The organism is Myceligenerans crystallogenes (assembly GCF_039529775.1).
In the GTDB taxonomy this organism is placed as follows: Bacteria; Actinomycetota; Actinomycetes; order Actinomycetales; family Cellulomonadaceae; genus Myceligenerans; species Myceligenerans crystallogenes.
The window spans coordinates 341,919-365,028 of sequence record NZ_BAAANL010000005.1 but is presented as its reverse complement, the minus strand read 5'-3'; the positions used below and the strand labels follow the sequence as shown (position 1 = coordinate 365,028).

At 72.5% G+C, this 23,110-nt stretch carries 22 protein-coding genes; 10 read left to right on the top strand and 12 right to left on the bottom strand.

Features of this window, described 5'->3' with window-relative positions; all coding sequences use genetic code 11:
• Nucleotides 1-915 carry a ketopantoate reductase family protein gene (locus tag ABD208_RS14135; RefSeq protein ID WP_344103952.1) on the bottom strand — a complete coding sequence of 305 codons (915 nt, stop codon included), beginning with the start codon at nt 913-915 and terminating at the stop codon, nt 1-3.
• Between the two features lie 160 nt (nt 916-1,075).
• On the opposite strand from ABD208_RS14135, the gene ABD208_RS14130 reads away from it, so the two are divergent.
• The 3 genes from ABD208_RS14130 (at nt 1,076) to holA (ending at nt 4,257) form a co-directional block, all read left to right on the top strand.
• Nucleotides 1,076-2,341 carry a carboxylate--amine ligase gene (locus ABD208_RS14130; RefSeq protein ID WP_344103950.1) on the top strand — a complete coding sequence of 422 codons (1,266 nt, stop codon included), beginning with the start codon at nt 1,076-1,078 and terminating at the stop codon, nt 2,339-2,341.
• Complete coding sequence (gene cuyB, locus ABD208_RS14125) at nt 2,328-3,116, top strand: cysteate racemase (RefSeq protein ID WP_344103948.1); 789 nt, start codon at nt 2,328-2,330, stop codon at nt 3,114-3,116. The genes ABD208_RS14130 and cuyB overlap by 14 nt, the downstream gene beginning before the upstream one ends.
• A 121-nt stretch (nt 3,117-3,237) precedes the next feature.
• Entirely contained in the window at nt 3,238-4,257 is a 1,020-nt protein-coding gene (gene holA / locus ABD208_RS14120) for a DNA polymerase III subunit delta (RefSeq protein ID WP_344103946.1), read from the top strand.
• Nucleotides 4,258-4,346: 89 nt separating this feature from the next.
• Here the strand turns inward: holA and rpsT are convergent, their stop codons facing one another.
• Nucleotides 4,347-4,607 (bottom strand): 30S ribosomal protein S20, encoded by a 261-nt coding sequence (rpsT, locus tag ABD208_RS14115; RefSeq protein WP_344103944.1) that lies wholly within the window; start codon nt 4,605-4,607, stop codon nt 4,347-4,349.
• Between the two features lie 259 nt (nt 4,608-4,866).
• Here rpsT and ABD208_RS14110 point away from each other — a divergent pair, with 259 nt between their 5' ends.
• Entirely contained in the window at nt 4,867-6,732 is a 1,866-nt protein-coding gene (locus ABD208_RS14110; protein WP_344103942.1) for a SigE family RNA polymerase sigma factor, read from the top strand.
• Nucleotides 6,733-6,863: 131 nt separating this feature from the next.
• Here the strand turns inward: ABD208_RS14110 and ABD208_RS14105 are convergent, their stop codons facing one another.
• Together ABD208_RS14105 and ABD208_RS14100 are read right to left on the bottom strand one after the other, a co-directional pair.
• On the bottom strand, nt 6,864-7,772 hold the full coding sequence (locus tag ABD208_RS14105) for a serine protein kinase RIO (RefSeq protein ID WP_344103940.1): 909 nt from the start codon (nt 7,770-7,772) through the stop codon (nt 6,864-6,866).
• Nucleotides 7,773-8,075: 303 nt separating this feature from the next.
• Nucleotides 8,076-9,911, bottom strand: coding sequence for a lamin tail domain-containing protein (locus ABD208_RS14100; RefSeq protein ID WP_344103938.1), 1,836 nt, complete (start codon nt 9,909-9,911; stop codon nt 8,076-8,078).
• Between the two features lie 163 nt (nt 9,912-10,074).
• Between ABD208_RS14100 and ABD208_RS14095 the strand changes: the two genes are divergently transcribed.
• A complete protein-coding gene (locus ABD208_RS14095; RefSeq protein WP_344103936.1) occupies nt 10,075-10,902 on the top strand; it encodes a hypothetical protein in 828 nt (275 codons plus the stop codon).
• Nucleotides 10,903-10,957: 55 nt separating this feature from the next.
• Here the strand turns inward: ABD208_RS14095 and ABD208_RS14090 are convergent, their stop codons facing one another.
• A complete protein-coding gene (locus ABD208_RS14090) occupies nt 10,958-11,743 on the bottom strand; it encodes a helix-turn-helix transcriptional regulator (protein WP_344103934.1) in 786 nt (261 codons plus the stop codon).
• 132 nt (nt 11,744-11,875) lie between these two features.
• On the opposite strand from ABD208_RS14090, the gene ABD208_RS14085 reads away from it, so the two are divergent.
• Nucleotides 11,876-12,265 (top strand): VOC family protein, encoded by a 390-nt coding sequence (locus tag ABD208_RS14085; RefSeq protein WP_344103932.1) that lies wholly within the window; start codon nt 11,876-11,878, stop codon nt 12,263-12,265.
• Nucleotides 12,266-12,352: 87 nt separating this feature from the next.
• Here ABD208_RS14085 and ABD208_RS14080 read toward each other — a convergent pair whose 3' ends face one another.
• The 4 genes from ABD208_RS14080 to ABD208_RS14065 form a co-directional block, all read right to left on the bottom strand.
• Entirely contained in the window at nt 12,353-12,940 is a 588-nt protein-coding gene (locus ABD208_RS14080) for a type II toxin-antitoxin system PemK/MazF family toxin (RefSeq protein ID WP_344103929.1), read from the bottom strand.
• Nucleotides 12,941-12,956: 16 nt separating this feature from the next.
• Nucleotides 12,957-13,388: a type II toxin-antitoxin system PemK/MazF family toxin gene (locus ABD208_RS14075; protein ID WP_344103927.1), complete on the bottom strand. Its 432-nt coding sequence runs from the start codon at nt 13,386-13,388 to the stop codon at nt 12,957-12,959.
• Nucleotides 13,389-13,451: 63 nt separating this feature from the next.
• Nucleotides 13,452-14,723: a cytochrome P450 family protein gene (locus ABD208_RS14070; RefSeq protein WP_344103925.1), complete on the bottom strand. Its 1,272-nt coding sequence runs from the start codon at nt 14,721-14,723 to the stop codon at nt 13,452-13,454.
• Between the two features lie 176 nt (nt 14,724-14,899).
• On the bottom strand, nt 14,900-15,673 hold the full coding sequence (locus tag ABD208_RS14065) for a maleylpyruvate isomerase family mycothiol-dependent enzyme (RefSeq protein WP_344103923.1): 774 nt from the start codon (nt 15,671-15,673) through the stop codon (nt 14,900-14,902).
• 218 nt (nt 15,674-15,891) lie between these two features.
• On the opposite strand from ABD208_RS14065, the gene lepA reads away from it, so the two are divergent.
• The 4 genes from lepA (at nt 15,892) to ABD208_RS14045 (ending at nt 21,228) form a co-directional block, all read left to right on the top strand.
• A complete protein-coding gene (gene lepA / locus ABD208_RS14060; RefSeq protein ID WP_344103921.1) occupies nt 15,892-17,769 on the top strand; it encodes a translation elongation factor 4 in 1,878 nt (625 codons plus the stop codon).
• 1 nt (nt 17,770) lies between these two features.
• Nucleotides 17,771-19,195: a radical SAM family heme chaperone HemW gene (gene hemW / locus ABD208_RS14055; RefSeq protein ID WP_344103919.1), complete on the top strand. Its 1,425-nt coding sequence runs from the start codon at nt 17,771-17,773 to the stop codon at nt 19,193-19,195.
• 155 nt (nt 19,196-19,350) lie between these two features.
• Nucleotides 19,351-20,337, top strand: a complete 987-nt coding sequence (locus tag ABD208_RS14050) for a hypothetical protein (protein WP_344103917.1) — start codon at nt 19,351-19,353, stop codon at nt 20,335-20,337.
• A gap of 129 nt (nt 20,338-20,466) precedes the next feature.
• Nucleotides 20,467-21,228, top strand: coding sequence for a hypothetical protein (locus ABD208_RS14045; protein WP_344103914.1), 762 nt, complete (start codon nt 20,467-20,469; stop codon nt 21,226-21,228).
• Nucleotides 21,229-21,380: 152 nt separating this feature from the next.
• On the opposite strand, the gene ABD208_RS14040 is transcribed toward ABD208_RS14045, so the two are convergent.
• The 3 genes from ABD208_RS14040 to ABD208_RS14030 form a co-directional block, all read right to left on the bottom strand.
• Nucleotides 21,381-21,866 (bottom strand): DUF4870 domain-containing protein, encoded by a 486-nt coding sequence (locus ABD208_RS14040; protein ID WP_344103911.1) that lies wholly within the window; start codon nt 21,864-21,866, stop codon nt 21,381-21,383.
• Nucleotides 21,867-21,969: 103 nt separating this feature from the next.
• A complete protein-coding gene (locus ABD208_RS14035) occupies nt 21,970-22,845 on the bottom strand; it encodes a DUF3097 domain-containing protein (RefSeq protein WP_344103909.1) in 876 nt (291 codons plus the stop codon).
• 56 nt (nt 22,846-22,901) lie between these two features.
• Complete coding sequence (locus tag ABD208_RS14030) at nt 22,902-23,108, bottom strand: hypothetical protein (RefSeq protein WP_344103907.1); 207 nt, start codon at nt 23,106-23,108, stop codon at nt 22,902-22,904.
• Nucleotides 23,109-23,110 lie beyond the last annotated feature (2 nt).

Below are 23,110 nucleotides of genomic sequence, written 5' to 3'. Positions count from 1 at the left end.
TCAGGGACGCGCGGCGCCCACCAGGCCCCGCAGGCGGTCGATCGCGTCGGTAAGGGTGGGCGTCCCGATGCCGTGCCGGGCGCCCGCTCGCACCACGGCCCCGACGATCGGGTCGAGCTCTCCCTCGCTGCCCGCCGCCAGGTCCGCGTGCAGGGAACCGACCGTCGCCGGCGGGAAGCCACGCAGCGTGGTCTCGATGTCGGCGGGGGTCGTCGGCACCCCCTCCGCGGACGTCACGGCGGCGAGCTCGGACAGCACGCCCGCGGTCAGGGCGGGGTCGCGGTCCAGCGCCCCGCCGATCCCGGCGTCGTGCAGGCAGGTCAGGACGTGCAGGGCGGCCAGGGAGCGGAGCTTGGTCCACAGCACCCGCGGTTCGGACCCGCCGGCGGACACGTCCGCACCCGCCGCCGCGAGGTCACCGACCAGGCCGAGCCCGGCGGCGTCGTCGGACACGACGACCTTCAGCAGGTCGAAGAAGTGCCGCACCTGCAGCGGGGCGGTGTCGGACGTGGACCCGGTGCGACGCGTCTGGCCGAGGAACGCGCCGCCGTGCACGACGACGCCGGGCGCGGCCGCCCGCAACCCCGACATGTGCTCGACGCCGTTGAGCAGCGCGATCGCCTCGGACGGCGCGGCGTCGCGCAGCAGGTTCCCGGCCCAGGCGACGCCGTCGGCCTTGACCGTGATCAGAACGCGCGCACCGGCCGGGACGTCGGTACGTGCGGGGAGATCGGCGTGCCACGAGCCGAACAGGTCCGTGACGACGTCGATCCCGTGGGCGTCGAGGTGACGTGCGGTGGCCTCGCGCGCCACCAGGACGACGTCGTGCCCGGAACGCTGCAGCATTGCCGCCAGCAGCCCGCCGATCGCCCCGGGTCCGACGACGGCAACTGGTGATGTGACCGGTTCATTCACCCGACGATGCTAACGCCCGCCCTGGGGCCGGCCGTACTCTCCGTGACGTACGAGCTTCTGCGGCCTCTTCGTCGGCTGAGCACCGCCCACAGCGACCTCACCAGCCACTTCACCCGCTCCGGGGTTAAACGAAACGCGCATCCCGGGCGTCCGCCAGGATGTGACCCGAGCACAGAAGACCTATCGGCCCACCCGCGGCGGCCTGCAGGCCGCCGTCCATCCCGTCATCCTCGGCGGCGACGCCGGGGCCTACAGCCTGGCCCGCGCGTTCCACGAGGCCTACGGAGTCCGGTCGACGGTGGTGTCGATCCGGCCCACACGCAACGTCCGGTACTCCCGCATCCTGGACAACGTGGTCGAACCCGAGCTCGACGACCCGGACGCCATGGTCGCCGTGATCCGCCGGGTTGCCGCAGCCTCCGGCGCTCCCGTCATGGCCGTGACCTGCACCGACTGGTACGTGCGGGCGCTCGCCGAGCAGCGCGGCCGGATCGAGGACGTCGCCGTCGTGCCCTACACGACGCCGCGTCTGCTGGACCGCGTCATGGACAAGTACCGCTTCTCCCGGTTGTGCCAGGAGCTCGGCGTGCCGCATCCGCGCACCACCGTCGCCCGCGGCGGCGGTGCCATGCCGGACCTGGACGCCGCCTTCCCGGTCATCGCCAAGCCCGCCGACAACATCGCCTGGCACCACACCTCCTTCGCGGGCAAGCGCAAGGTGCATCGTCTCGACGACGAGGCCCAGCTCAGCTGGCTGCTGGCGGCCTCCGGCGACGCCGGTTACACCGGCGAGTTCCTGGTCCAGGAGTTCATCCCCGGCGACGACTCCCAGATGCGCGTCATGACCACCTATTCCGACGGCGCGGGCACCGTGCGCATGGCGTACGGCGGCAGGGTGCTCCTCGAGGAGCGCACGCCAGGCACCCTCGGCAACCCGGCCGCAATCCTCACCGGCCCGCTCCCCGAGATCGAGGAGCACGCGCGCCGGCTCGTGGAGCACCTGGGCTGGACCGGCTTCGCCAACTTCGACGTGAAGGTCGACCCGCGCACCGGCCAGGGCCACTTCCTCGAGCTGAACCCGCGCACGGGCCGCTCGAACTTCTACCTCACGGCCAGCGGCATCAACCCGGCCACGTTCTGGGTCGGGGAGCACCTCCAGGGCGGTACGTTCCCGGGCCCCGAGCCGTCGCAGGTCCTCTACCGCATCGTGCCCGACGCCGTCCTGGGCGCCTACGTGCACGACGACGCGCTCCTGTCCGAGGCCCGCAAGGCGCGCAAGGTGGTGCACCCGCTGAAGTACCGCAAGGACCGCAGCCCGCGCCGGGACGCCTGGGTCCGTCTCGCGGAGGTCAACCAGGTACGCAAGTTCGCCCGTTACCCGGGCGGTTCGGCCGGTCCCGTGGGCGACGCCCGTGCCGCCGGCTGACGCCACCGGCCCGGTGGCGAGGGCCGGGACCTCCTGGGCGTCGGTCGGCGTCCTGGGCGGTGTCGGCCCGCTGGCCACGGCGTACTTCCTCCAGCTCGTCGTCCGCCTCACGGAGGCGGCCCGCGACCAGGACCACGTGGACATGCTCGTGGCGAACCACGCGTCGATCCCGGACCGGACCGCGTTCATCCTGGGCCGCTCCGCCGACGACCCCGGTCAGGTCCTGGCGCGCGACGCCGCCATGCTGGCGGGCCTCGGCGTCGGGTTCCTGGTCATGCCGTGCAACACGGCGCACCGGTTCACGGAGCAGGTGGCGGACGCGGCCGGTGACGTGCCGTTCGTCTCGGCCGTGGAGTGCGCGGTGGACGCGGTGGTGGCCGGGGACCGGGCGGGATCCGCCGTGGGACTGCTCGCGACGGAGGGAACCGTTGCCGCGAGGGTGTACCAGGACGCCTTCGCCGCGCGCGGTGTCACGGTGATCGAGCCCGGTGCGACCGACCAGGCGATCGTCACCGGCATCATCTACGACCAGGTCAAGGCCGGCCGGCCGGCCGACGCCGCCGCACTGCGCGGGGTGGCCCGGCGGCTGGCGGACCGGGGCGCGGGCGCCGTCGTCCTGGCGTGCACGGAGCTCTCCGTGGTCGCCGCGGATCATGACCTGCTCGCGGACCCGCTGTACGTGGACTCGCTCGACGAGCTCGCGCGCGTGACGATCCGTCGTGCGGGACGCCGGGTCCGCGAGCGGCGGTTGCCCGCGCCGGCCTGTGCCGCCTGAGCCGTCCCGCGCGGTCCGGACTCGTGTTCGCCGCGCCGGCCGGTGGCCGGTCGGGCGGAACGCCGGACGGGCCACGGTGGCCGGCCGACGGATGTCAGGGGTGCGGCATAGAGTCTTCCTCGTGCCTCCAGCTACCCGACGCAAGAGCAGCTCACGCCCGTCCGCCAAGGTGCCCGGGCGGTCGTGGGACGAGCCCGCGCTCGCGCCCGTCGTGCTGGTGCAGGGGGCGGAGCCGCTGCTCGCCGAGCGGGCCGTCGACGGCGTGGTCCGGCTGGCGCGGGAGCGCGATCCCGAGGTCGAGAAGGTCGAGCTGGAGGGCGCCACCTACACGGGCGGCCAGCTCACCGTCGCGGCGAGCCCGTCGCTGTTCGGGGAGGCGAAGATCGTGGTCGTGCGCGGCGCCGAGTCCGGCACGGAGGACCTGATGAGTGACCTCATCGCGTATGTCGCCCGGCCGGACGAGGAGACCACGGTCGTCGTCGTGCACGGCGGCGGGCAGCGCGGCAAGAAGATGCTGGACGCCGTGACGAAGTCCGGCGCGCCCGTGATGGCGTGCGAGCCGATCACCCGGGACGGCGAGAAGGCGTCGTTCGTGATGGGGGAGTTCAAGGCGGCACGACGCCGCGCGGACGCCGACGCCGTCCGCTCCCTCGTCGACGGGCTGGGCAACGACCTGCGGGAACTCGCCGCGGCCTGCTCGCAGCTCATCTCCGACACCACCGGAACCATCACCGAGTCCGTCGTCGACCGGTACTACGGCGGACGCGTGGAGGCCACGGGTTTCCGCGTGGCCGACGCCGCCGTGGCGGGCGACGCCGGAGGTGCCGTCTCGCTCCTACGGCACGCGCTGGCCACGGGCCTGGACCCGGTGCCGATCGTCGCGGCCCTCGCCGTGCGCCTCCGGAACCTGGCCAAGGTCGCCGCGATGCGCGGCGGCGGCATCACCGCCCGCGAGCTTGGCATGGCCCCGTGGCAGGTCGACCGCTCCCAGAAGGACCTGCGCAGCTGGACCCCCGAGGGCCTGGCCGCCGCGATCACCGCGGTCGCCCAGGCGGACGCCGAGGTCAAGGGCGAGAGCCGCGACCCGGTCTACGCGGTGGAGAAGGCGGTCCTGACGATCGCCCGCTCCCGCCGCGGCTGATCCGCCAGCCCGGATCCGAGCTGCTGGATCCAGGGCACAGCAAAGGCGCCGCTGCCGTGGAGAGCAGCGGCGCCTTGCGCTTCAAGCGATCAGAGCGCGTTGACCTGCTTCACGATGGAAGACTTGCGGTTCGCGGCCTGGTTCTTGTGGATGACGCCCTTCGAGACCGCCTTGTCGAGCTTGCGCGTCGCGGTCTGCAGCGCGGCGGTCGCGGCGTCCTTGTCGCCCGCGGCGACGGCGTCGCGCACCTTGCGCACGTGGGTCTTGAGCTCAGACTTGACGGCCTTGTTGCGCTGGCGCGCCTTCTCGTTCGTCTTGATGCGCTTGAGCTGGGACTTGATGTTTGCCACTGGTGGACTTCCTGGTGTGTTCGCCGTGCGGCGAGCGGATAGGTCGTAGAGAGCGGCCACAGTCCCGGGACTGGGGTGGGGAACCCGTGGAGAGGGACTGCGACGGTGCCCGCCGACCTGGGCGGACACGCAGCCCACAACGTTACCAGAACTGCCCCGGAATCGGCCTGCCGGGGGACCCTGGCGGATGTGAGATCGATGGCAGTGCTGCCAGGATGACCGCCTAACCCATCGAGGGGGGTCGAACGTCGTGGACGACATGAGCATCGCCATCCCAGCCAGCGAGCGCGCCACCAGCCGCGCGGTCGTCCAGGTCCCTCGTGACCGCGACACGGAGTTCGTCGCCTTCGTCGAGGCCACGAGCGCCTACCTGTACCGCACCGCCTACCTGCTGACCGGTGACGCGTATCGCGCGGAGGACCTGGTCCAGACCGCCTTCGAGCGCACCTACCGGGCCTGGAACCGCGTCCGCGACGGGGAGCCCCGCGCCTACGCCCGCCGCATCCTGGTCAACCTGCGCACGGACACCTGGCGCCGCACGCGTCGCGAGGTCACCGTCGACGACGACCGGCTGCCCGTCCCGTCGTCGGACGACAGGTCCGACGACGTCGCCCTCCGGGACGCCCTCGTGCGCGCCCTGTCCGAGCTGACGCCCCGCCAGCGCCAGGTCATCGTGCTGCGCTACCTCCACGACCTCACCGCCCCGCAGGCCGCCGAGGAACTCGGCTGCAGCATCGGCACGGTCAAGGCCACCACCTCCCAGGCCCTCGCCCGGCTGCGCGGCCTGGTCAGCGGCCTCGACCTCGAGTTCGTGACCGCGCCCGGTGCCGACGCCGCCGTGGTCCTGCGCCGCAGCCGCGCCGCGCTGCGCAGCCGCCGCACGAAGCAGCTGGCCGGCTCGACCGCGGTCGCCGTGCTCCTGTCGTGGTTCCTCGGCGGCCCGGTCCAGGTGCCCGGCGTCGGCGCCGTCGGGCTGCCCGGCAGCGAGCAGTTCCGTGAGTTCACGGGCATGGACGGGACGTCCGACGGCGGCGGCATCGACGGCCCGGACGGCGCCCTTCCCGCACCGTCCCCCACGCGCCCGGCCGAGCTGGTCCTCCTCGACCCCGTTCCGATCCAGGACGCCGTGAGCACCGCGGAGACCTCCACCCTCGGCGAGGACGGCTCCTTCGTGACCGTCACCGGCGGTCGGTGGAGCCCCGACGTCCCCGAGATCCCGCGGTCGACCCTGGAGCTCCTCACCCCGCACCCCGACGGCGGCGTCGACCGCGCCGCCCTGGCGACGTCCGGCACGATCCAGGGCACCAGCACCCAGACCTTCGCGTTCGCCCGCCAGGGCGACGGCGTCGCCTGGGCCGAGACGACGGACACCGAGGGTGGCCCGGCGACCTGGACGATCCAGATGGTCGACGACGTCCATGACCCCGCCGCGCCGCGGCAGCTCGCCGAGCACCTGTCCGACGGGACGCAGCTCGACGGGATGCTGTGCGACCCCTGGCTGGGGCTCACGCAGCTCCGCGTCGCGTGGTGCGCCTACGAGAACGACCGGAAGACGCTCACCACGACCCCGGCGGACGGCTCGGGCACCGCGTCCGTCGTCGTCCGCGATCTCGTCACCTTCGGGACGGACGACGACGAGATCGTGACGCTGTCCACGCAGGCCGGCTCCGGTGGCCGGGGCAGGGCCGGACGCCTGCTCATGACGACCCACCGCGACGACGGCACGAGCGCCACGCTGTGGCGCAGCCGGTCGCTGCCCGAGGTCGAGGACGGCTCGGCCGAGTACCTCGCGGTCTCCGACGAGCTGATCGTCTGGTCGGTGGACGACGTCGTGCGCACCCTCGACCGGGCGACCGGGAAGACGGAGGTGCTCTGGGATCTCGGCACGAGCCGCGAGCGCGTGACCTCGGTCGACGTCTCCGGCCGCGACGTCGTGTGGGTCGTCGAGGGTGACACCTCCACCCAGGGGTTCGTCGCCGCCGACACGACCAGCGGCGTGGTCCAGGGGCTCACCGAGATGAGTTCGATGGGTTCCGCCGGGATCGGTGGGCCCTACGTCTCCTGGACGGACGGCGAGCAGGACGGTTCCGACCCGGTCGTCCGCCGTGCCCGGCTGGAACGCTGAGGTTCCGAAGATCGTGTGACCTGCCGATGAACAGTCGGACGGTTGACCAGTGCGTCTGCATCTCCGGAGCAGCCTCGCAACGTGAGGGGCCAAGGGCCTGGCCCCGGGCCCCTCACGGTTGCCGGGAACCGTCAGAACGACTGCGCCAGCAGGTCCGCGAACAGTTCCTCCGGGTCGCGCTCCAGGCCGCGGGCGCCGAACCAGGCGCACATCGTGCGGCAGTCGCGCAGCAGCATCTCGTTGGCGAACGGGTTGGACGCCAGGTCCACGATCTGCGGGAGATCGATGATCACCAGGCGCTCGTCGTCGGCCAGGACGTTGTACGGGGAGAGGTCGCCGTGCGCGAAACCGAGCCGTGCGAGCACGGACATGCCGTGGGTGAGCTGCTCCCAGTACGACTCGAGCAGCTCGAGCGGAGGTCGCAGCCGGACCAGGCGTGGCGCCGCGACGATCTCGCCCGTCCCGGCGTCCTCGTGACCGATGAACTCCATCAGCACCTCGGTGCCGTCCACGAGAACGGGGTAGGGCACCGGCGCCCCGGCCTCGTGGGCCATGGTCAGGGCGCCGAACTCGGCGTCGGCCCACTGCGTGGCCGACACCATGCGGCCCCACTTCGACCTGCGGTCCTCCATGGCCCGCTGGTCGCGGGTGCGGCGGACCTTGCGGCCCTCGGTGTAGTCGCCGTCGCGGTGGAAGGCGGTGTGTTCGTGGCCGCGGTACCGCTTGGCGACGAGCAGGCAGCGGCGCGGCCGGTCGTCCGGCGCGGGGACGGCGTCGGGCACGGCGCGCTCCAGCAGGAAGGCGTCGGCCTCCTTGCCGGTCTTCAGGATGCCGAGCTCGGTGTCGAGCGCGACGTCGGCCGTGACCAGCCAGCCGGGGCGTGGCTCGGGGCCGCGCTGACCCTTGGCCACGCTCGACCAGGTGGACCAGCGCTGCCCGGGCCGGGGCTCGACGTACGGGTACTCGGCCTCGAGGGCCGCGGTGGCGCGCTCGTGCTGCTCAGCGGCGTAGCGGCTCTGGGGATTGGCGGGAAAGGACAAGACGGTGCTCCTCGGAAGGGGAGGTACAAGGCGCGTCTGCCGCCGTCGCGCTCGATGCGCGGTGGTGTGCGGCGTGGATCAGCCGGGGCTCCATGGCGCACCTCCTTCCGGGTCGTTTCCTGCCGGGAATCCTGGCATGTCTCGTCGCGCCGGCGCGAGCCAATTTTCGGGACCCGTCCGAACCACGGCGGGCCCGGGCTCCGCCGGGCGTCCGCGATGCACAGCACCCCCGGTCCTGGAGGTGCCGCGGATCACGGACGCCCGGCGAGGCCCGGGCCCAGCCGGATCAGCTGCCTCGTGCCGCTACGGGCAGGGGAAGGTGCCCTGGCGGAGCGAGTGGCCGTCGTCGTCGCCGTCGTCGGCCCACACCACGGCGCGCGAACCCGCCGAGCAGGTCGACGCCGGGGCGAGGGCGAGGCCCTCGTTGTTGTAGTTCGCCATGCCAGCGGGGCGTTCGTAGGTCGAGACCTTCGTGAACACGCCGTTGACCAGCGCGAACTGCGAGGTACGGCCGGACTGGCTGTCGTCCGTCACGGCCCAGAGCCGGCCCGTGGCGTCGTCGAACAGCGTGTCGGCGATGCTCGGGTACCCGCTGTCGATCGTCGCGACGTACGACGACGCGCCGTCGGCGCGCAGCGCGAAGGCGTACAGGTCGCCGGTCGCCTCGACGGCGACGACGAACAGGCCGCCGTGGTGCTCGCCGTACGACGACGGCGTGTAGGGCGCGCCCGTCGAGGTCGTGAAGCCGTTGGCGGTGAGGAACGAGTCCGGGACGAACGCGACGCCCTCGAGGCCCGCGTTCGCGTCGAACGAGCTGATGCCCGACGCCGTCCGGATCGCCGCGGTGAGGTTCCACTCGTGGGTGGCGGTGAGCGCGGACGCCGACGGGTCGTAGCGCAGCACCGACATCCGCGAGGTGCCGCCGGCGTCGTTGTCGCGCTCGGAGGCCAGGTAGACCATGCCGCCGGTGACCGTGAGGCCCTCGGTGTCGGGATGGCCCGAGCCGTTGGGGTAGCGCGGGTCCTTGCCGGTGCCCCAGCCGGAGGCGGGCACCCAGTTGCCGCCGGAGCGGACGAGCTTCCAGAGCGTGCCGGCCTTGTTCTGGGCGGCCCAGAGCACCGACGGGTCGGCCGGGTCGAAGGCGACGCCGCTCAGGTCGGCGGCCCAGGTGCCGGTGAGGTCGGCGAAGGCGACGGTCTGGCTGCCGGGCCAGGGGCCGGTCGTGGGCCCGGTCGGCGTCGGCGTCGGTGTGGGGGTCGGGGTGGGTGTCGGCGTCGGGCCGGTCCCGCAGGAGTTCGCCGCGCCGCGCGTGGCGCCGAGCGTGTCGGCCCAGACGCCGGTGCCGTCCGGGCAGTGGCCGTACGACGTCGTGGAGTGCGCGGCCCAGACGTACGCGTCGGCGAGCGTCGTGCCGTCGGAGCGGAACAGGCGCGCCATGTCGGGGTTGCCGAGGCCGAACGACGCGTCGACGTCGGCGACCCAGTAGCCCTTGGCCGGGATGCTGGTGCCGCTCGGCACCTTGAAGGAGTGCGTGTCGTCGTTGTCGCGCAGCACCATGCCGCCGATGCTCACGGCCGACGTGCCCGTGTTGTACAGCTCGATCCAGTCACCGGGTGTGCTGCCGTTCGACTCGACCTCGTTGATCAGCACGGTGAACGGCGCGGAGCAGGTGTTCGCCCTGCCGCGGGTCGACGACGTCGCCACCCACGCGCCGTGGCCGTCGGCGCAGCGGCCGTACGTGCCGCTCGCGTGGTTCTGCCACTGGTAGTGGTCGACGAGCGTGCCGGCGGACGTGAACAGGCGTGCCTCGTCGGGGTTGCCCAGGCCGAACGACGCGTCGACGTCGGCGACCCAGTAGCCCCTGGCGGGGATGCTGGTGCCGGCCGGGACGGTGAACGTGTGCGTGTCGTCGTTGTCGCGCAGCACCATCCCGCCGATGCTCACGGCGGACGAACCGGTGTTGAACAGCTCGACCCAGTCGCCGGGCGAACCGCCGCTGGACTCGACCTCGTTGATGACCACGGTGGACAGGGTCGCGGCGTGAGCGGCCGGCAGGACCGGCGCGGCGGGGACGGCGGCGACCGCCAGGGCGGCTGCCGTCAGCGGCAGGGCCACGCGCATCGGTGCACGAAGGCGCACGAGCACTCCTCGGGTAGGTGGGAAGGACGTCTCAGGGTGGTGGCTGCGTGCCAACGCACGATGAACGCGCCATGGCGCCCGGCTGAGCGGTTGCCGACCGGGGCGGGGTGAGTTCGCTGGTCATGGGGTGACAAGGACCCGGTGGTCACGCCAAGGTGGGGGCATGACCGACGCACCGCACGTCGCCCCGGCCGATCCCGGTACCGATCCTGGTACCGATCCCGGCACCGGGCCACGCGCCGATCCCGGCCGCCCGCTCGCGCTGCTCGGCATCCTGGCGCTCGCTCTCGGCGCCTGGATGCGGGTGCCGCTGACGCTCCTCGGCACGGACGCCGTGAGCACGGCCGAGGTCGGGGTGAGCGAGCTGACCCCGGTCTACCTGATCGCGGGCTCGGCGATCGCCTCGACCGTGCTGCTCGCGGCGGGAGCTGTGACGCTCGGATCGCGCCGCCTGCTCGGCGCGGCGACGATCGTGGGCGGCGTGCACCTCCTGGTGCAGCTCGTGCTCCTCGTGGTCCAGCTCGCCGAGGACGTCGCGGCCGAGTACGTCTACCTGACGCTCGCCGCGCTGGCGATCCTCGCCCTGGCCGTGGTCGGGCTGCTCCTGGGCCGCCGAGGGGTCGCCGGTGCGACGCCCGACCGCGTGATCGCGCTGGTCCCGGTACTGCTCGCCCACCTCGGTCACAGCGCGATGCCGTACCTGTTCACCCCGCAGTTCCAGGACCTGCCGCCGATCCACGTGATCCTCTCGGTGTCCGGCGCGGTGCTGGGCGTGGCCGCCGTCGGCCTGCTGGGCCTGCCGCACCGGGTGACGCGCTGGCTGTCGGTGGCGGTGCTCGCGTACTTCGTGGCCGGCGGGATCTCCGCGACGATCCAGATCGCCGGCCGGCTCGGCGGTGACCAGCCCTTCGTGGTGACCGAGATCCTCTCGACGGCCTGCACGGCGATCGCCCTGGCGCTCGCGGTCGTGGCGGCGCGCCGCAGCCGCTGACGCCGGCGATCGGGGCAAGCCCGCCGCGACCCTTGACGCCCGCATGGCCCGGCGCCTACGCCGGCATGCCGCTCATGCGTTCGCGGAGGCGGACGCCGGCGACGAACCGGGTCGGGGCGTCGAGCAGCGCCAGGACGGTCGCGACCTCGGTGCGCACCGTGCGGACGCTCGTGCCCAGGCGGCGGGCGATCTGCTCGTCCGAGGAACAGGTCAGCATCAGGGCGACGACGCGGCGCTGGCGCTCGGTCAGCTCGTCGAAGGGCAGGTCCTCCTCGGCGCAGGGGTAGATCGTGGCGCGCACGGCGTCCCAGTAGCCCCGGGCCGCGCGGACGCAGGCGGCGTCGCGCACGGCGATCACGGTGTGCTCGCCGCGGATGATCGGCCCGTCGAGCAGGACCTCGTCGCCGCCGGCGATCTTCATCTGGACGGGTGCGTAGCCGAAGAAGTACGACGCGGGATCCTCCGCGGTCAGGGCGAGCCGTACGTCGGGATCGAGGCCGTGGTAGTGCCACACGCTCGTCATCCGCAGGCCGGCCTCGACCAGGACGGCGTTGTTCGGGAGGCTCACGGCCAGCTGCTCGATGGTCCCCGAGCTGCGGATCGACTCCAGGTCGCGCCAGTTCAGGGCCTCGGCGGCCATGTTCCGGTTGATCTCCTGACTGCCCCGGCCGAGAACGCGCGCACTCACCTGCTGCCCGCTCTCCATCGCCCGGCACACCCGGATCCGCTCGGCCTGCATCCGCGCCATCGCGTCGTGCACCCGCACCCGCGCCGCGGCGGAGAACCGCGCCCAGCTCTCGTACGCCGAGAAGTCCTGGTTGGGCAGCGTGGGCTGGTTCATCGGTCTCCTTGTACGACGGTGCCCGGGCCCGCGGTTGCCCTCAGTACCGGGTCGGCGGCATCTTAACGCCCACCTGGGCGTACGGCACGAAATGACGTCGTTCCCGGCGGACCGCCATGGCACGATGGCAGCGTGCTGAAATTCACCGACTTCATCATCGACTGCCCGGATCCGATGGCACTGGCCGCGTTCTACTCCGGCGTGACGGGCCAGCCGCTGGGCGCCAGGAGCACCGGCGACTGGGCGTACCTCACCTTCGGCGACATCGACCTCGCCTTCTACCGGGTCGAGCACTACCGCCCGCCCACCTGGCCCGGCGACGAGCACCCGAAGCAGTACCACCTGGACTTCGAGGTCGACGAGTTCGCGCCGGAGCAGCAGCGCGTCACCGCCCTGGGCGCGGAGCTCCAGCGGGAGTTCATCGGCCCCGAGGGTTACGGCTGGCAGATCTACAAGGACCCGGTAGGCCACCCCTTCTGCCTGTGCCGCAACAAGGGCTACGACTGGGCCGGCCGCGGCTGAGAGCGGTCGGTCGGCTGTCCGTGCGGTCGGCCGCCCGAGGGGCCGACTTCTCGACATCGGACCGACCTGCCCCGCCGAACCGCGGGCTCAGAGCTCCGCGATCACCCTGTCGAAGCGGGTTTTGTCCAGGACGGCGCCCTCGCGCCGCACCGCGGCCGGATCCACCCGGATCACGCGGCTCAGCAGGATCTCGCTCGGGCGGCCCTGGCGGTCCCAGTCGCCCGTGCCGATGTCGAGGTAGCGGCGGCCGCCGTTGCCGTTCTGGCTGCCGCCGCTCACGTTGTCCTTGCTCGTGAGCTGGACGCCCAGGAGCCACTCGCCGTCGCGGCCCACCAGCAGGACCGGGCGGTCCTTGCCCTGGCCGAAGTCCTCCTCGAACGGCACCCAGGTCCACACGATCTCGCCCGGGTCCGGATCGCCGTCCAGGTCAGGGGAGTAGGCCGCGTCGACCCGCCCGGTGAAGTCGCCGGGATAGCCGTCGCCGGCCCCGGGGGACGACGACGCCGCGGGCGTGCCGGGTCGCGAGGCCGGCGGACGCGGCTTCGGGCCGGACGACGACGTCGTCCCCGTCGAGGACGAGCCACCCTCCTGCCCGCGGCCGCCGTCGGACAGGAACGCCTTGAGGACTGCCTTCGCGATATCGCCGAGCAGCCGCATCCACCGGTTGTCACTCACGCCGGGCAGCGTACCGTCAGGTGAGTTCGAGGGCGCGCTTCATGTACTTGACGACGTCCTCGAAGACGGCCTCCTCGAGGACGTCGCCCTCGCGGCGCACGTCGGCCGGGTCGACGCGGATGACGCGGTTGATCCGCACCTCCGAGTTGCGCCCGTCGCGGTCCCACCTGCCGGTGCCGATGTCCATCCAGATGCGGCCCTCGCGTGCTTCCTGGAGCTCGTCGTGGTCGTGGTCCTGGCTGGTCAGCTGCAGGCCGAGCAGCCACTCGCCGTCGTGGCCGACCAGCAGCACCGGGCGGTCCTTGCCCTGGCCGAAGTCCTCCTCGAACGGGACCCAGGTCCAGACGACCTCGCCGGGGTCCGGGTCACCGTCCAGATCGGGGTTGTAGACGGGCTGGACCTCACCCTCGAAGTCACCGGGATACGAGTTGTCGGATGCGAAAGTCACGCAGGGGACAGTACCGGATCGGGTGAAAAAGGCATATCCCTGGCAGGTGGCACCGGGTCGGGGTCAGGTCAGCAGTGACCTCGCATGGGTCGGCAGGCCCTCGGTCCAGTGCATCCCCACCTTGATCGGCGGCGTGAAGCGCACCGGGAGCCGCATGGGCCGGCGCTCCCACGGCGACGGCATCCAGTCGATCTCCTCGACCTCGATCGCGAGCCGCACGTCGAGCCGCTTCAGCAGCGTGTCGACCGCGTTGCGCGTGACGATCCGGGCGAGCCGGCGAGCCGGGCACCGGTGCGGCCCGTTGCCGAAGGCGAGCTGGCTGCGGTTCTCCGCGCGGTCCCAGGCGTCCTCGCTCTGCCGGGCGATCTCGTGGCTGGCCGCGCTGACCGCGAGGAGGACGGCGTCACCCTGCTCGATGTACTTGTCGCCGAGCAGCATGTCCTGGGTCGCGAACCGCGGGGGCAGGTTGGCGCTCGGCGAGTTGCGCCACAGGGTCTCGTCCATCGCCTGGTCGATCCCGAGGTAGCCGCTGCCGACCTTGCCCGGGGTCCGGGTGTCGGTGAGCAGGTACAGCAGCGTGGACGACACCCAGGACTCCATCGGCGAGTTCGCCGCGCACAGGATCGTGATGAGGGAGTGCGCCACCTCGACCGGCGAGCGGTAGGCGCCGTGCTGGATGAGCTGCCCGACGATGTCGTCCGTGGGGTGTGCCCAGCGGGCACCGATGTGCTCCCCGAGGATCCCCTCGAACTCGGGCAGCACGTCGGTGTTGATCTCCATCGGGCTCATCACCTCGCGCGCCAGGTGGGCGACCCGGCGGCCGGTCCGGAAGTCGAACCCGAAGTACTGCGCGATGGCCAGCACGGGCAGCACGGCGCTGTACTGGGAAACGATGTCCGCCTTGCCGTCCTCGGCGAACTCGTCGATCAGCTGGTTGCACGTGGTGCGCAGCATCGTGCCGAGGACGGCCTCGTCGAGGCCGGAGAAGATGTCGTCGATCGGCGCGCGCAGGCGTGCCCGTTCGACGCCGTCCTGGTGGTGCGGGGAGAACCGCTCGACCGACGGGATCATCGGGTGCAGCCGCGATCCGGTCGCCAGCAGCCGCCGCTCGTGACCGTTCCAGGTCTCGCTGCGGCGGGAGAACCGCTGGTCGTCACGCGCGATGCGGACGATGTCGTTGTGGTCGAGCACCAGCCACGCCGGGGCACCGGGTTCCAGGTAGACGGGGGCCACGGGCCCCCATCGCTCGCGCAGGGCCCGGTAGGTCGCATGGGGATCCTGGGCTGCGGTGGTCTCGGTGACGAGCGTGAGATCGGTCAGATCGGTGAGTCTCACGTGTTGCGGCATGTCGGCACTCCGGCAGGTCGGGACAGGTAGAAGGCCCGACGTCGCCGGGCGGTGCCCATCTTGCCTGGATCCTGTGAAAAGTGGCACCCATCTGGGAGTTTTTCACCTTCACATAGGTGGCGCAAGGTCCCGACCGGTGCTATGGGCGCCGGTTTACGGCGGCTCTACGGGACGATCGGCTCCGCCAGCGCCGCATCCAGGTCGCGGCGATCGCCCAGCACGGCGACGCCCGCTTCCTCGGGCGTGAGCCTGCGCCAGAGCAGCAGCGCCAGTGACTGCGCGCTGCCGGTCACCGCCACGTCCGGCAGGATCTCCCGCGCGCGGTCGCGGTCCGGGAACCCGAGCACCCACGAGGGAGCGCCGGGGACGTCGTCGGCCTGGAGCAGGACGTGCACCCCCAGCGGGCGCATCCTACCCAGCCCCACCTGGCGCGGCTGGAACACGGTCACCACTTCGTCGACGCCGTCCGCCCAGGTCCCGGGCGTCACGTCGGCGACCAGGCCGGGCTCGGCCCGCCCGGCGACGGCCGCGCGCAGGTCGTGCAGGTGGATGAGGGTCTCGTGCACCTGGCGGCGGTGCCAGAACGACGCCGGCCCGGCGTCGAGCGGCCGCGGGTGGGAGAGCACACGGGCGAGGGCGTCGGCGGGGACCGACCGGAGCGTCTCGCGCAGCCCGGCGGCCTGGGCCGCGTAGTGCGGGGCGAGGTCGAACGGGCCGTCGCCCAGCCCCGGGTCGTCCTCGGCGCGGGCCTGGGTGGCGGCCCAGTGGTGGACGTGCGCCAGGTGCTCCACGAGGTCGCGGACGGTCCAGTCGCCGCAGGCGGGGACCGGGGCCGCCGGGTCGACGCCGGCGATGGAGTCGTGGAACCGGCCCTGCAGCTGCTCCAGGAGGGCCAGGTGGTCAAGATCGGGAGCGTTCCCGACGCCGCCAGTCGTCATGGGCCCCAAGGTAACCGCGCCGCAGGCCACCCGGCGTCGTCGTCCATCGTCCGTCGTGGCGGGGAACGCCGGCACGATCCGGCGCCGTGCGCCCCGGGACGTCCGGCGACGTCCGCCCGTGGGAGAATGCACGCGACGGCACGTGACCGCCTGGCGCGCCACGGCCGCCGTCGTCCACGAACCTTCTCGCCGTACCTCTCATCCAGGAGCAACCCGCCTTGCCCGCGATCCCCACCTCAGCCGCGCGGATCCAGCCGAACGCGACGTCGCCCGAGCTGATCCGCAACTTCTGCATCATCGCGCACATCGACCACGGCAAGTCGACGCTCGCCGATCGCATGCTGCAGCTCACCGGCGTGGTGCAGGCGCGGGATATGCGGGCGCAGTACCTGGACCGGATGGACATCGAGCGCGAGCGCGGCATCACGATCAAGTCGCAGGCCGTGCGCATGCCGTGGGCCGTGGTGGGTGAGGACGGCATCGAGACGCCGCACGCGCTGCACATGATCGACACGCCGGGGCACGTGGACTTCACCTACGAGGTCTCGCGCAGCCTCGCCGCGTGCGAGGGCGCCGTGCTGCTGGTCGACGCCGCGCAGGGCATCGAGGCGCAGACCCTGGCCAACCTGTACCTGGCCATGGAGAACGAGCTCGAGATCATCCCGGTCCTGAACAAGATCGACCTGCCCGCGGCGCAGCCGGAGAAGTACGCCGAGGAGATCGCGCACCTGGTGGGCGGCGAGCCCGAGGACGTGCTGAAGGTCAGCGGCAAGACCGGCGTGGGCGTCGAGGCGCTGCTCGACCGGATCGTCGAGCGCATCCCCGCGCCGACCGGTGACGCCGGCGCCCCGTCGCGCGCCATGATCTTCGACTCCGTCTACGACACCTACCGCGGCGTGGTCACCTACGTCCGCGTCATCGACGGCAGCCTGAACCCGCGCGAGCGCATCGCGATGATGTCCACGGGCGCGACGCACGAGCTGCTGGAGATCGGCGTGCACTCGCCGGAGCCGACGATCACCAAGGGCCTCGGCGTGGGCGAGGTCGGCTACCTGATCACGGGCGTGAAGGACGTGCGCCAGTCGAAGGTGGGCGACACGGTCACCAACCAGCACAAACCCGCCACGGAGGCGCTGGAGGGCTACAGCGACCCGAAGCCGATGGTGTTCTCGGGGCTCTACCCGATCGACGGCTCCGACTACCCGGCGCTGCGCGACGCCCTCGACAAGCTCAAGCTGAACGACGCCGCGCTCAACTACGAGCCGGAGACGTCGGTGGCGCTCGGCTTCGGGTTCCGCGTCGGGTTCCTCGGGCTGCTGCACCTGGAGATCGTGCGCGAACGCCTGGAGCGCGAGTTCAACCTCGACCTCATCTCCACCGCCCCGAACGTCATCTACGACGTGACGCTGGAGGACGGCGAGAAGGTCAAGGTGACCAACCCGTCCGAGTTCCCCACCGGCAAGATCGGCGAGGTGCGCGAGCCGGTGGTGCGGGCCACGATCCTGACGCCGAGCGAGTTCGTCGGCACGGTGATGGGCCTGACCACCGAGCGCCGCGGCGTCCAGATCGGCATGGACTACCTGTCCGAGGACCGCGTCGAGCTGCGCTACACGCTGCCCATGGCGGAGATCGTGTTCGACTTCTTCGACCAGCTCAAGTCGCGCACGCGCGGCTACGCGTCGCTGGACTACGAGCCGTCGGGCGACCAGACGGCGGACCTGGTCAAGGTCGACATCCTGCTGCAGGGCGACCAGGTCGACGCGTTCAGCGCCATCGTGCACCGCGACAAGGCCTACGACTACGGCGTGCTGATGACCGCGAAGCTCAAGGAGATCATCCCGCGCCAGCAGTTCGAGGTGCCGGTGCAGGCGGCGATCGGCGCGCGGGTCATCGCGCGCGAGACGGTGCGCGCGATGCGCAAGGACGTGCTCGCCAAGTGCTACGGCGGTGACATCAGCCGCAAGCGCAAGCTGCTGGAGAAGCAGAAGGAGGGCAAGAAGCGCATGAAGAACATCGGGTCCGTCGAGGTCCCGAAGGACGCCTTCATCGCGGCCCTCTCCAGCGAGCCGGCCTCGGGCAAGGACAAGAAGAAGTAGCGTGCCGGCACTTCCCGAGGGTATTGCGGTGCCCGACGACGGCGCGCTGCCGCGGTGGGCCGGACGCGCGCGGATCTCCGGGGCCGACGACGCCGGGCGCGGCCCGGCCGAGGGGCCGGGGACCGGGCGCGCGGACGCCGGCGGCGGCGCGGCCGGGGCCGGTGACGGGCGGCCGTTCGGGGTGTACGTGCACGTGCCCTTCTGTTCCGTGCGGTGCGGGTACTGCGACTTCAACACCTATACCGCCGCCGAGCTGGGCGGGGGAGCGTCGCAGGTGGCCTACGCCGACACCGCGTTGCGGGAGGTCGGGCTGGCCGCGAAGGTGCTGGCCGACGCCGGGCTGCCCGAGCGGCCCGTGTCCACCGTGTTCTTCGGGGGCGGGACGCCGACGATGCTGCCCGTGGGCGACCTGGTGCGGATGCTCGGCGGGGTGCGCGATGCCTGGGGGCTGGAACCGGGGGCCGAGGTCACGACCGAGGCGAACCCGGACTCGGTGACGCCGTCGTACCTTCAGGCGCTCGCCGCGGCGGGGTTCACGCGGGTGTCGTTCGGGATGCAGTCCGCGGTCCCGCGGGTGCTGGCGACGCTGGAGCGGACGCACGATCCCGCGCGGATCCCGGACGTGGTGCGCTGGGCGCGGGACGCCGGGCTGCGGGTGTCGCTGGACCTGATCTACGGGACGCCGGGGGAGACGCAGGAGGACTGGCGCGAGTCGGTGGCCGCGGCGGTCGCGACCGGGGTGGACCACGTCTCGGCGTACGCGCTAGTGGTGGAGCCCGGGACGAAGATGGCGGCGCAGGTGCGCCGCGGCGAGCTCGCGCTGCCCGACGAGGACGACCAGGCGGCGAAGTACGAGCTGGCGGACGAGCTGCTGTCGGCGGCGGGGCTGGGCTGGTACGAGGTGTCCAACTGGGCGCGCACCGAGGAGGACCGCTGCCGCCACAACCTGGCGTACTGGCGCGGGCACGACTGGTGGGGGATCGGGCCGGGGGCGCACTCGTACGTCTCGGCGGGCGCGTCGCGGGAGACGGACGGGGTGCGGGAGACCGCCGGGACGGGCGAGGCGGCCGGGGCGGCCGGCTCGGGCCCGGGCGCGGAGGCCGCAGGCGTGCGCTGGTGGAACGTGAAGCATCCGCGGCGGTACGCGGCCGCGCTGGAGTCCGGCCGGTCGCCGGGTGCGGGGCGGGAGCTGCTGACCGGCGACGAGGCGTACCTGGAGCGGGTCATGCTCGGGGTGCGGCTCGCCGAGGGCCTGGCGCTGAGCGCGCTGCGGCCGGCGGGCCGCCGGGCGGTGGCCGGCCTCGTGGCCCGGGGTCTCCTGGAGGGCGCCTCCGCGCTCGGCGCGGGCGGCGGGGCACCGCGCGCGGTGCTGACTCTCCGGGGCCGCCTGCTGGCCGACGCCGTCGTACGGGACCTGACCGCCTGAACCGCGCGGCGTCCCGTGCCGCGAGGCGGGGCCGCAGCGGGCGGCGGGTACGGGCGCGCGAGGTGGTGCCGGAACGCCGCAGGTAGACCTGGTCGTGGAGTGTCAGTCACGCCCGCTACCTTGTTGTCCACCAGATCGCGTCGGGAGGGGCAAGGATGAGCAACGAAGGTGGCGTGCCCGGTCAGGGTGCGCAGGACCCGCAGGATCCCCCGTACGGGCAGCCGAGCCCGGGAGGCCGGCCCGAGCAGCCGAACGAGCAGCCGAACCCCTACGGCCAGGAGCCGGTGCAGCCCGGGCCGCAGGCGCCGGATCCCGATCCGTACCGGCAGCACCCGCAGTACGGGCAGTACGCGCCGCCCGGGTACCAGTTCCAGGCCCCGGTCCCGACCGGGCCGTCCGTGCCGTGGGCGCCGCCGTCGATCGGGGAGTCGCACGGGTTCGCGTGGCGGTCCTTCGGGCGGAACGCCGGCGTGTGGATCGTCATGGTGCTGCTGCTGGGCGTCGTGACGATCGGCGGGTTCTTCGTGGCGAACCCGTGGTTCCTGCAGACCATGTCCGAGATGTTCGACGCCGCGGCGAGCGGGGACCAGAGCGCGAGCCTGCGGATGAACGCGGAGATCGAGGAGCGCGCGACCTCGCCGATGTTCCTCCTGACCAACGGCGTGCTCGGCGTCGTGGCGTCGGTGGCGGGGATGACCCTGTACGCGGGGGCGCTGGCGTCCACGCGCAGGCAGCGGATCGGGTTCGGTGACTTCTTCGGCCTGCGGAACTGGGGCGGGATCCTCCTGCTGACCGTGATCGTGGGCGTGGTGGGCGCCGTCGTCGGCATGATCCCGTTCCTCGGGGACCTGCTGGGGATCGTCGTCGGGTTCCTGCTCGTGGCCGCGCCGTACTTCGTGCTCGACAAGCAGCTGAACGCGATCGAGGCGATCGGCGCGAGCTTCAAGCTGGTCACGTCGAACCTCGGGACCGGCGTGCTCGGCTACCTCGTCTACATCGGCTACACGTTCGCCGGCGCCTGCCTCTGCGGCCTCGGCCTGTTCGCGACGTTCCCGTTCGCCGTGATCTTCGGCGCCCACCTGTACCGGCGCCTGCAGAACGAGTCGATCGAGGCGGACCAGAACCCGACGCCGGCGTACTGACCCCGGCACCGGGCCACACGCCGCATTGTGCCGCATTCGGGGGATACGGTGTGAGTTCCGGTCGCGGGGCGCGGCAACCCAGGTGAAAGTGGCTCGGGAAGAAGCTCCTTCACCCGGAAGGCGGTCCCCATGAGCGAGCGCATCGCGCCTGGTCCCTTCGAACCGTCCGAGCCGGCGGACGTCCCGGCCGCGGCCGGGACGTTCACCGTCGGCGAGGCCCTCTCGTTCGCCTGGCAGAAGTACACGGGCAACGCGCTGCTGTGGATCCTGTTCGTGCTGCTGCTGGTGGTCGCGAACCTCGTGTTCAACTCCGGCAGCCTCAGCACCGACAACGTCGCCGAGGTCCAGCAGTCGATGCGGAGCCCGGGCGAAGCCGGGTTCCCGGCCTTGGTCCGGGCGGTGCTCACGTTCGCCGGGACCGGGTTAGGCCTCGTGCTGGGCCTGATCGGCGTCGTCGCCTCCGGGATTCTGCAGGGGATGGGAACGGCGGCCGCGCTGGACGAGGCCGGGGGTGCGAAGCCCACCTTCGCCGGGCTGTTCCGGCCCCGGAACCTGGGCATGATCGTCGTGGCGGCACTCCTGCTGGTCGTGGCGCAGGCCGTGGGCGCCGCCCTGTGCGGCATCGGCCTGCTCGTCGTGGCGGTCTTCGCCGTGTTCACCTACCAGGGCGTGATCGACAAGGACCAGAATGCGTGGGCGGCGTTCACCGCGAGCTTCCGGCTCGTGGGCCGGAACCTCGGGCCGGTGCTCCTCCTGGAGCTCGCCCTGCTGGGGATCAACGTCCTCGGCGCGCTCCTGTGTGGCCTCGGCCTGCTGATCACGATCCCGGTGACGCTGATCGCGCTGGCCTTCGCGTATCGCCGGCTGGCGGGCGGCCCGGTCGTCGCGTGAGCCGGCCCGAGCCCGGCGGAGCCCGGGACGGCACGTGGGACACCGACGGGACGGCACGCGTACGGCACGAACAACGGCGCGGTGCGACAAGGCTTCGTTGCCTTGTCGCACCGCGCCGTGCACGGTTCCGGCCCGGCGGCCGGTGCAGCGTCCTACTTGATGAGGCGGATGTTGACCGGGTAACGGTAGGGGAGGCCCTTGCCGCACTCGACGGCGGCGAGGATCCCGAAGATCACGCTGGCGATCCACACGAGGAGGGGAACGAAGGAAAGGAACCCCAGGGTGACCCCCGTGAGGATCCACGCGGCGACGTAGGCGATGGCCAGCGTGATCTGGAAGTTCAGGGCTTCCTTGCCCTCGGCGTCGACATAGCGGCTGCGCTCGCGGAACACGAGCCAGATGACGAGCGGCGCGAGGAAGCTGAGCAGCACCCCGCCGAGGTGGGCCAGCACCGCCCAGGTCCGCTCCTCGTCGGGACGCAGCGGCACGGGGGCGTAGGGCTGCCCGGGCGGCGGCGTGCCGTAGCCGGGCTGCTGCGGAGGAACGCCGGCACCGGCCGGCGCGTCGTAGGGGGGCTGCGGACCCGGGCCGGGCTGAGGGCTCGGCTCGCCGCTCGGGTTCTGAGGCGTCTCGGACATGCACGCAGCCTAGGGCTTCCCAGCCCGGATGCTCGGATTTCCGGGACCCAGTGCGATAACGATGCGGCGCACCCGGACCACCTCGGACTGCCGGTGCCCGGGGTCAGGCCGTGCCCGGTGCCGTCACGAAGTCGATGAGCTCCTCCACCCGCCCCAGCAGCGCCGGGTCCAGGTCCCGGAAATCCCGGACCGAGCGCAGGATCTTTTGCCAGGCCCGCGCCACGTCGGCCTGCGTCTCCGCGGGCCAGCCCAGCTCCCGCAGCACACCCAGCTTCCACTCGACGTCCCGCGAGATCTCGGGCCACCGGGTGAGGCCCAGCCGCTCGGCCTTCACCGCCTGCCACACGTCCACGTAGGGATGCCCGAGGATCAGCACCGACCCCGCGGGAACCTGCCGCAGCGCGTCGTCGGCGATCCGCCGTTCCTTCGAGCCGGGCACGAGGTGATCGACGAGCACCCCGACCCGCCGCTCGTCGCCGGGGTCGAACGCCGCGAGCCGGTCCGCGAGGTTGTCGACGCCGTCGAGCAGCTCGACCACGACACCCTCGACCCGCAGGTCGTCGCCCCACACCTGCTCGACGAGCTCGGCGTCGTGCCGCCCCTCGACCCAGATCCGCGAGCCGCGTGCGACCCGGGCGGGAGCGTGCGGCACCGCGACGGACCCGGAAGCCGTGCGCGCCGGCGTCACCGGCGACGCCTTCGCGACGGGCGCCGTCAGCTCGACCGGCCGCCCCTCGACCCAGAACCCCGGGCCGAGCGGGAACGACCGCAGCCGGCCGCGCCGGTCCTCCAGCACGACGACGTGCATCCCGCCGGACTTCTCGACCCGGACGACGGCGCCGACCCACCCGGTCTCGACGTCCTCGACGACCAGCCCGGTCTCCGCGACGACGGGTCGGGTCTCCGGCCGCTTCCGCCCGCGGTGCGCCCCGGGGAACTCCGGGTTCAGGACATCGGCCCCATAACGATCCAGACTCACGCCCCGATGCTAAGCCGCCCGCCCGCAACCTGCCCCCGGGCCACGCCGCTACGGTCTCAGGCCGCGCGCGACGGGTGCGTGGTCCAGCCCGTCGCCGTGCGCGGGGCCGGCCTGCCGTGCTCCTCCCGGCGGGCGTCGCGCGCCGAGCCCGGCGCGGGCCGTGCCGCTTCCTTCCGTTCCGCCGCGTGACGTGCCCGCTCGTTCCGCCGGTCGGTCTCGGCCTGGCGGAGCTTGTACTCGTCGTAGCTCGAACTGCTGAACATGG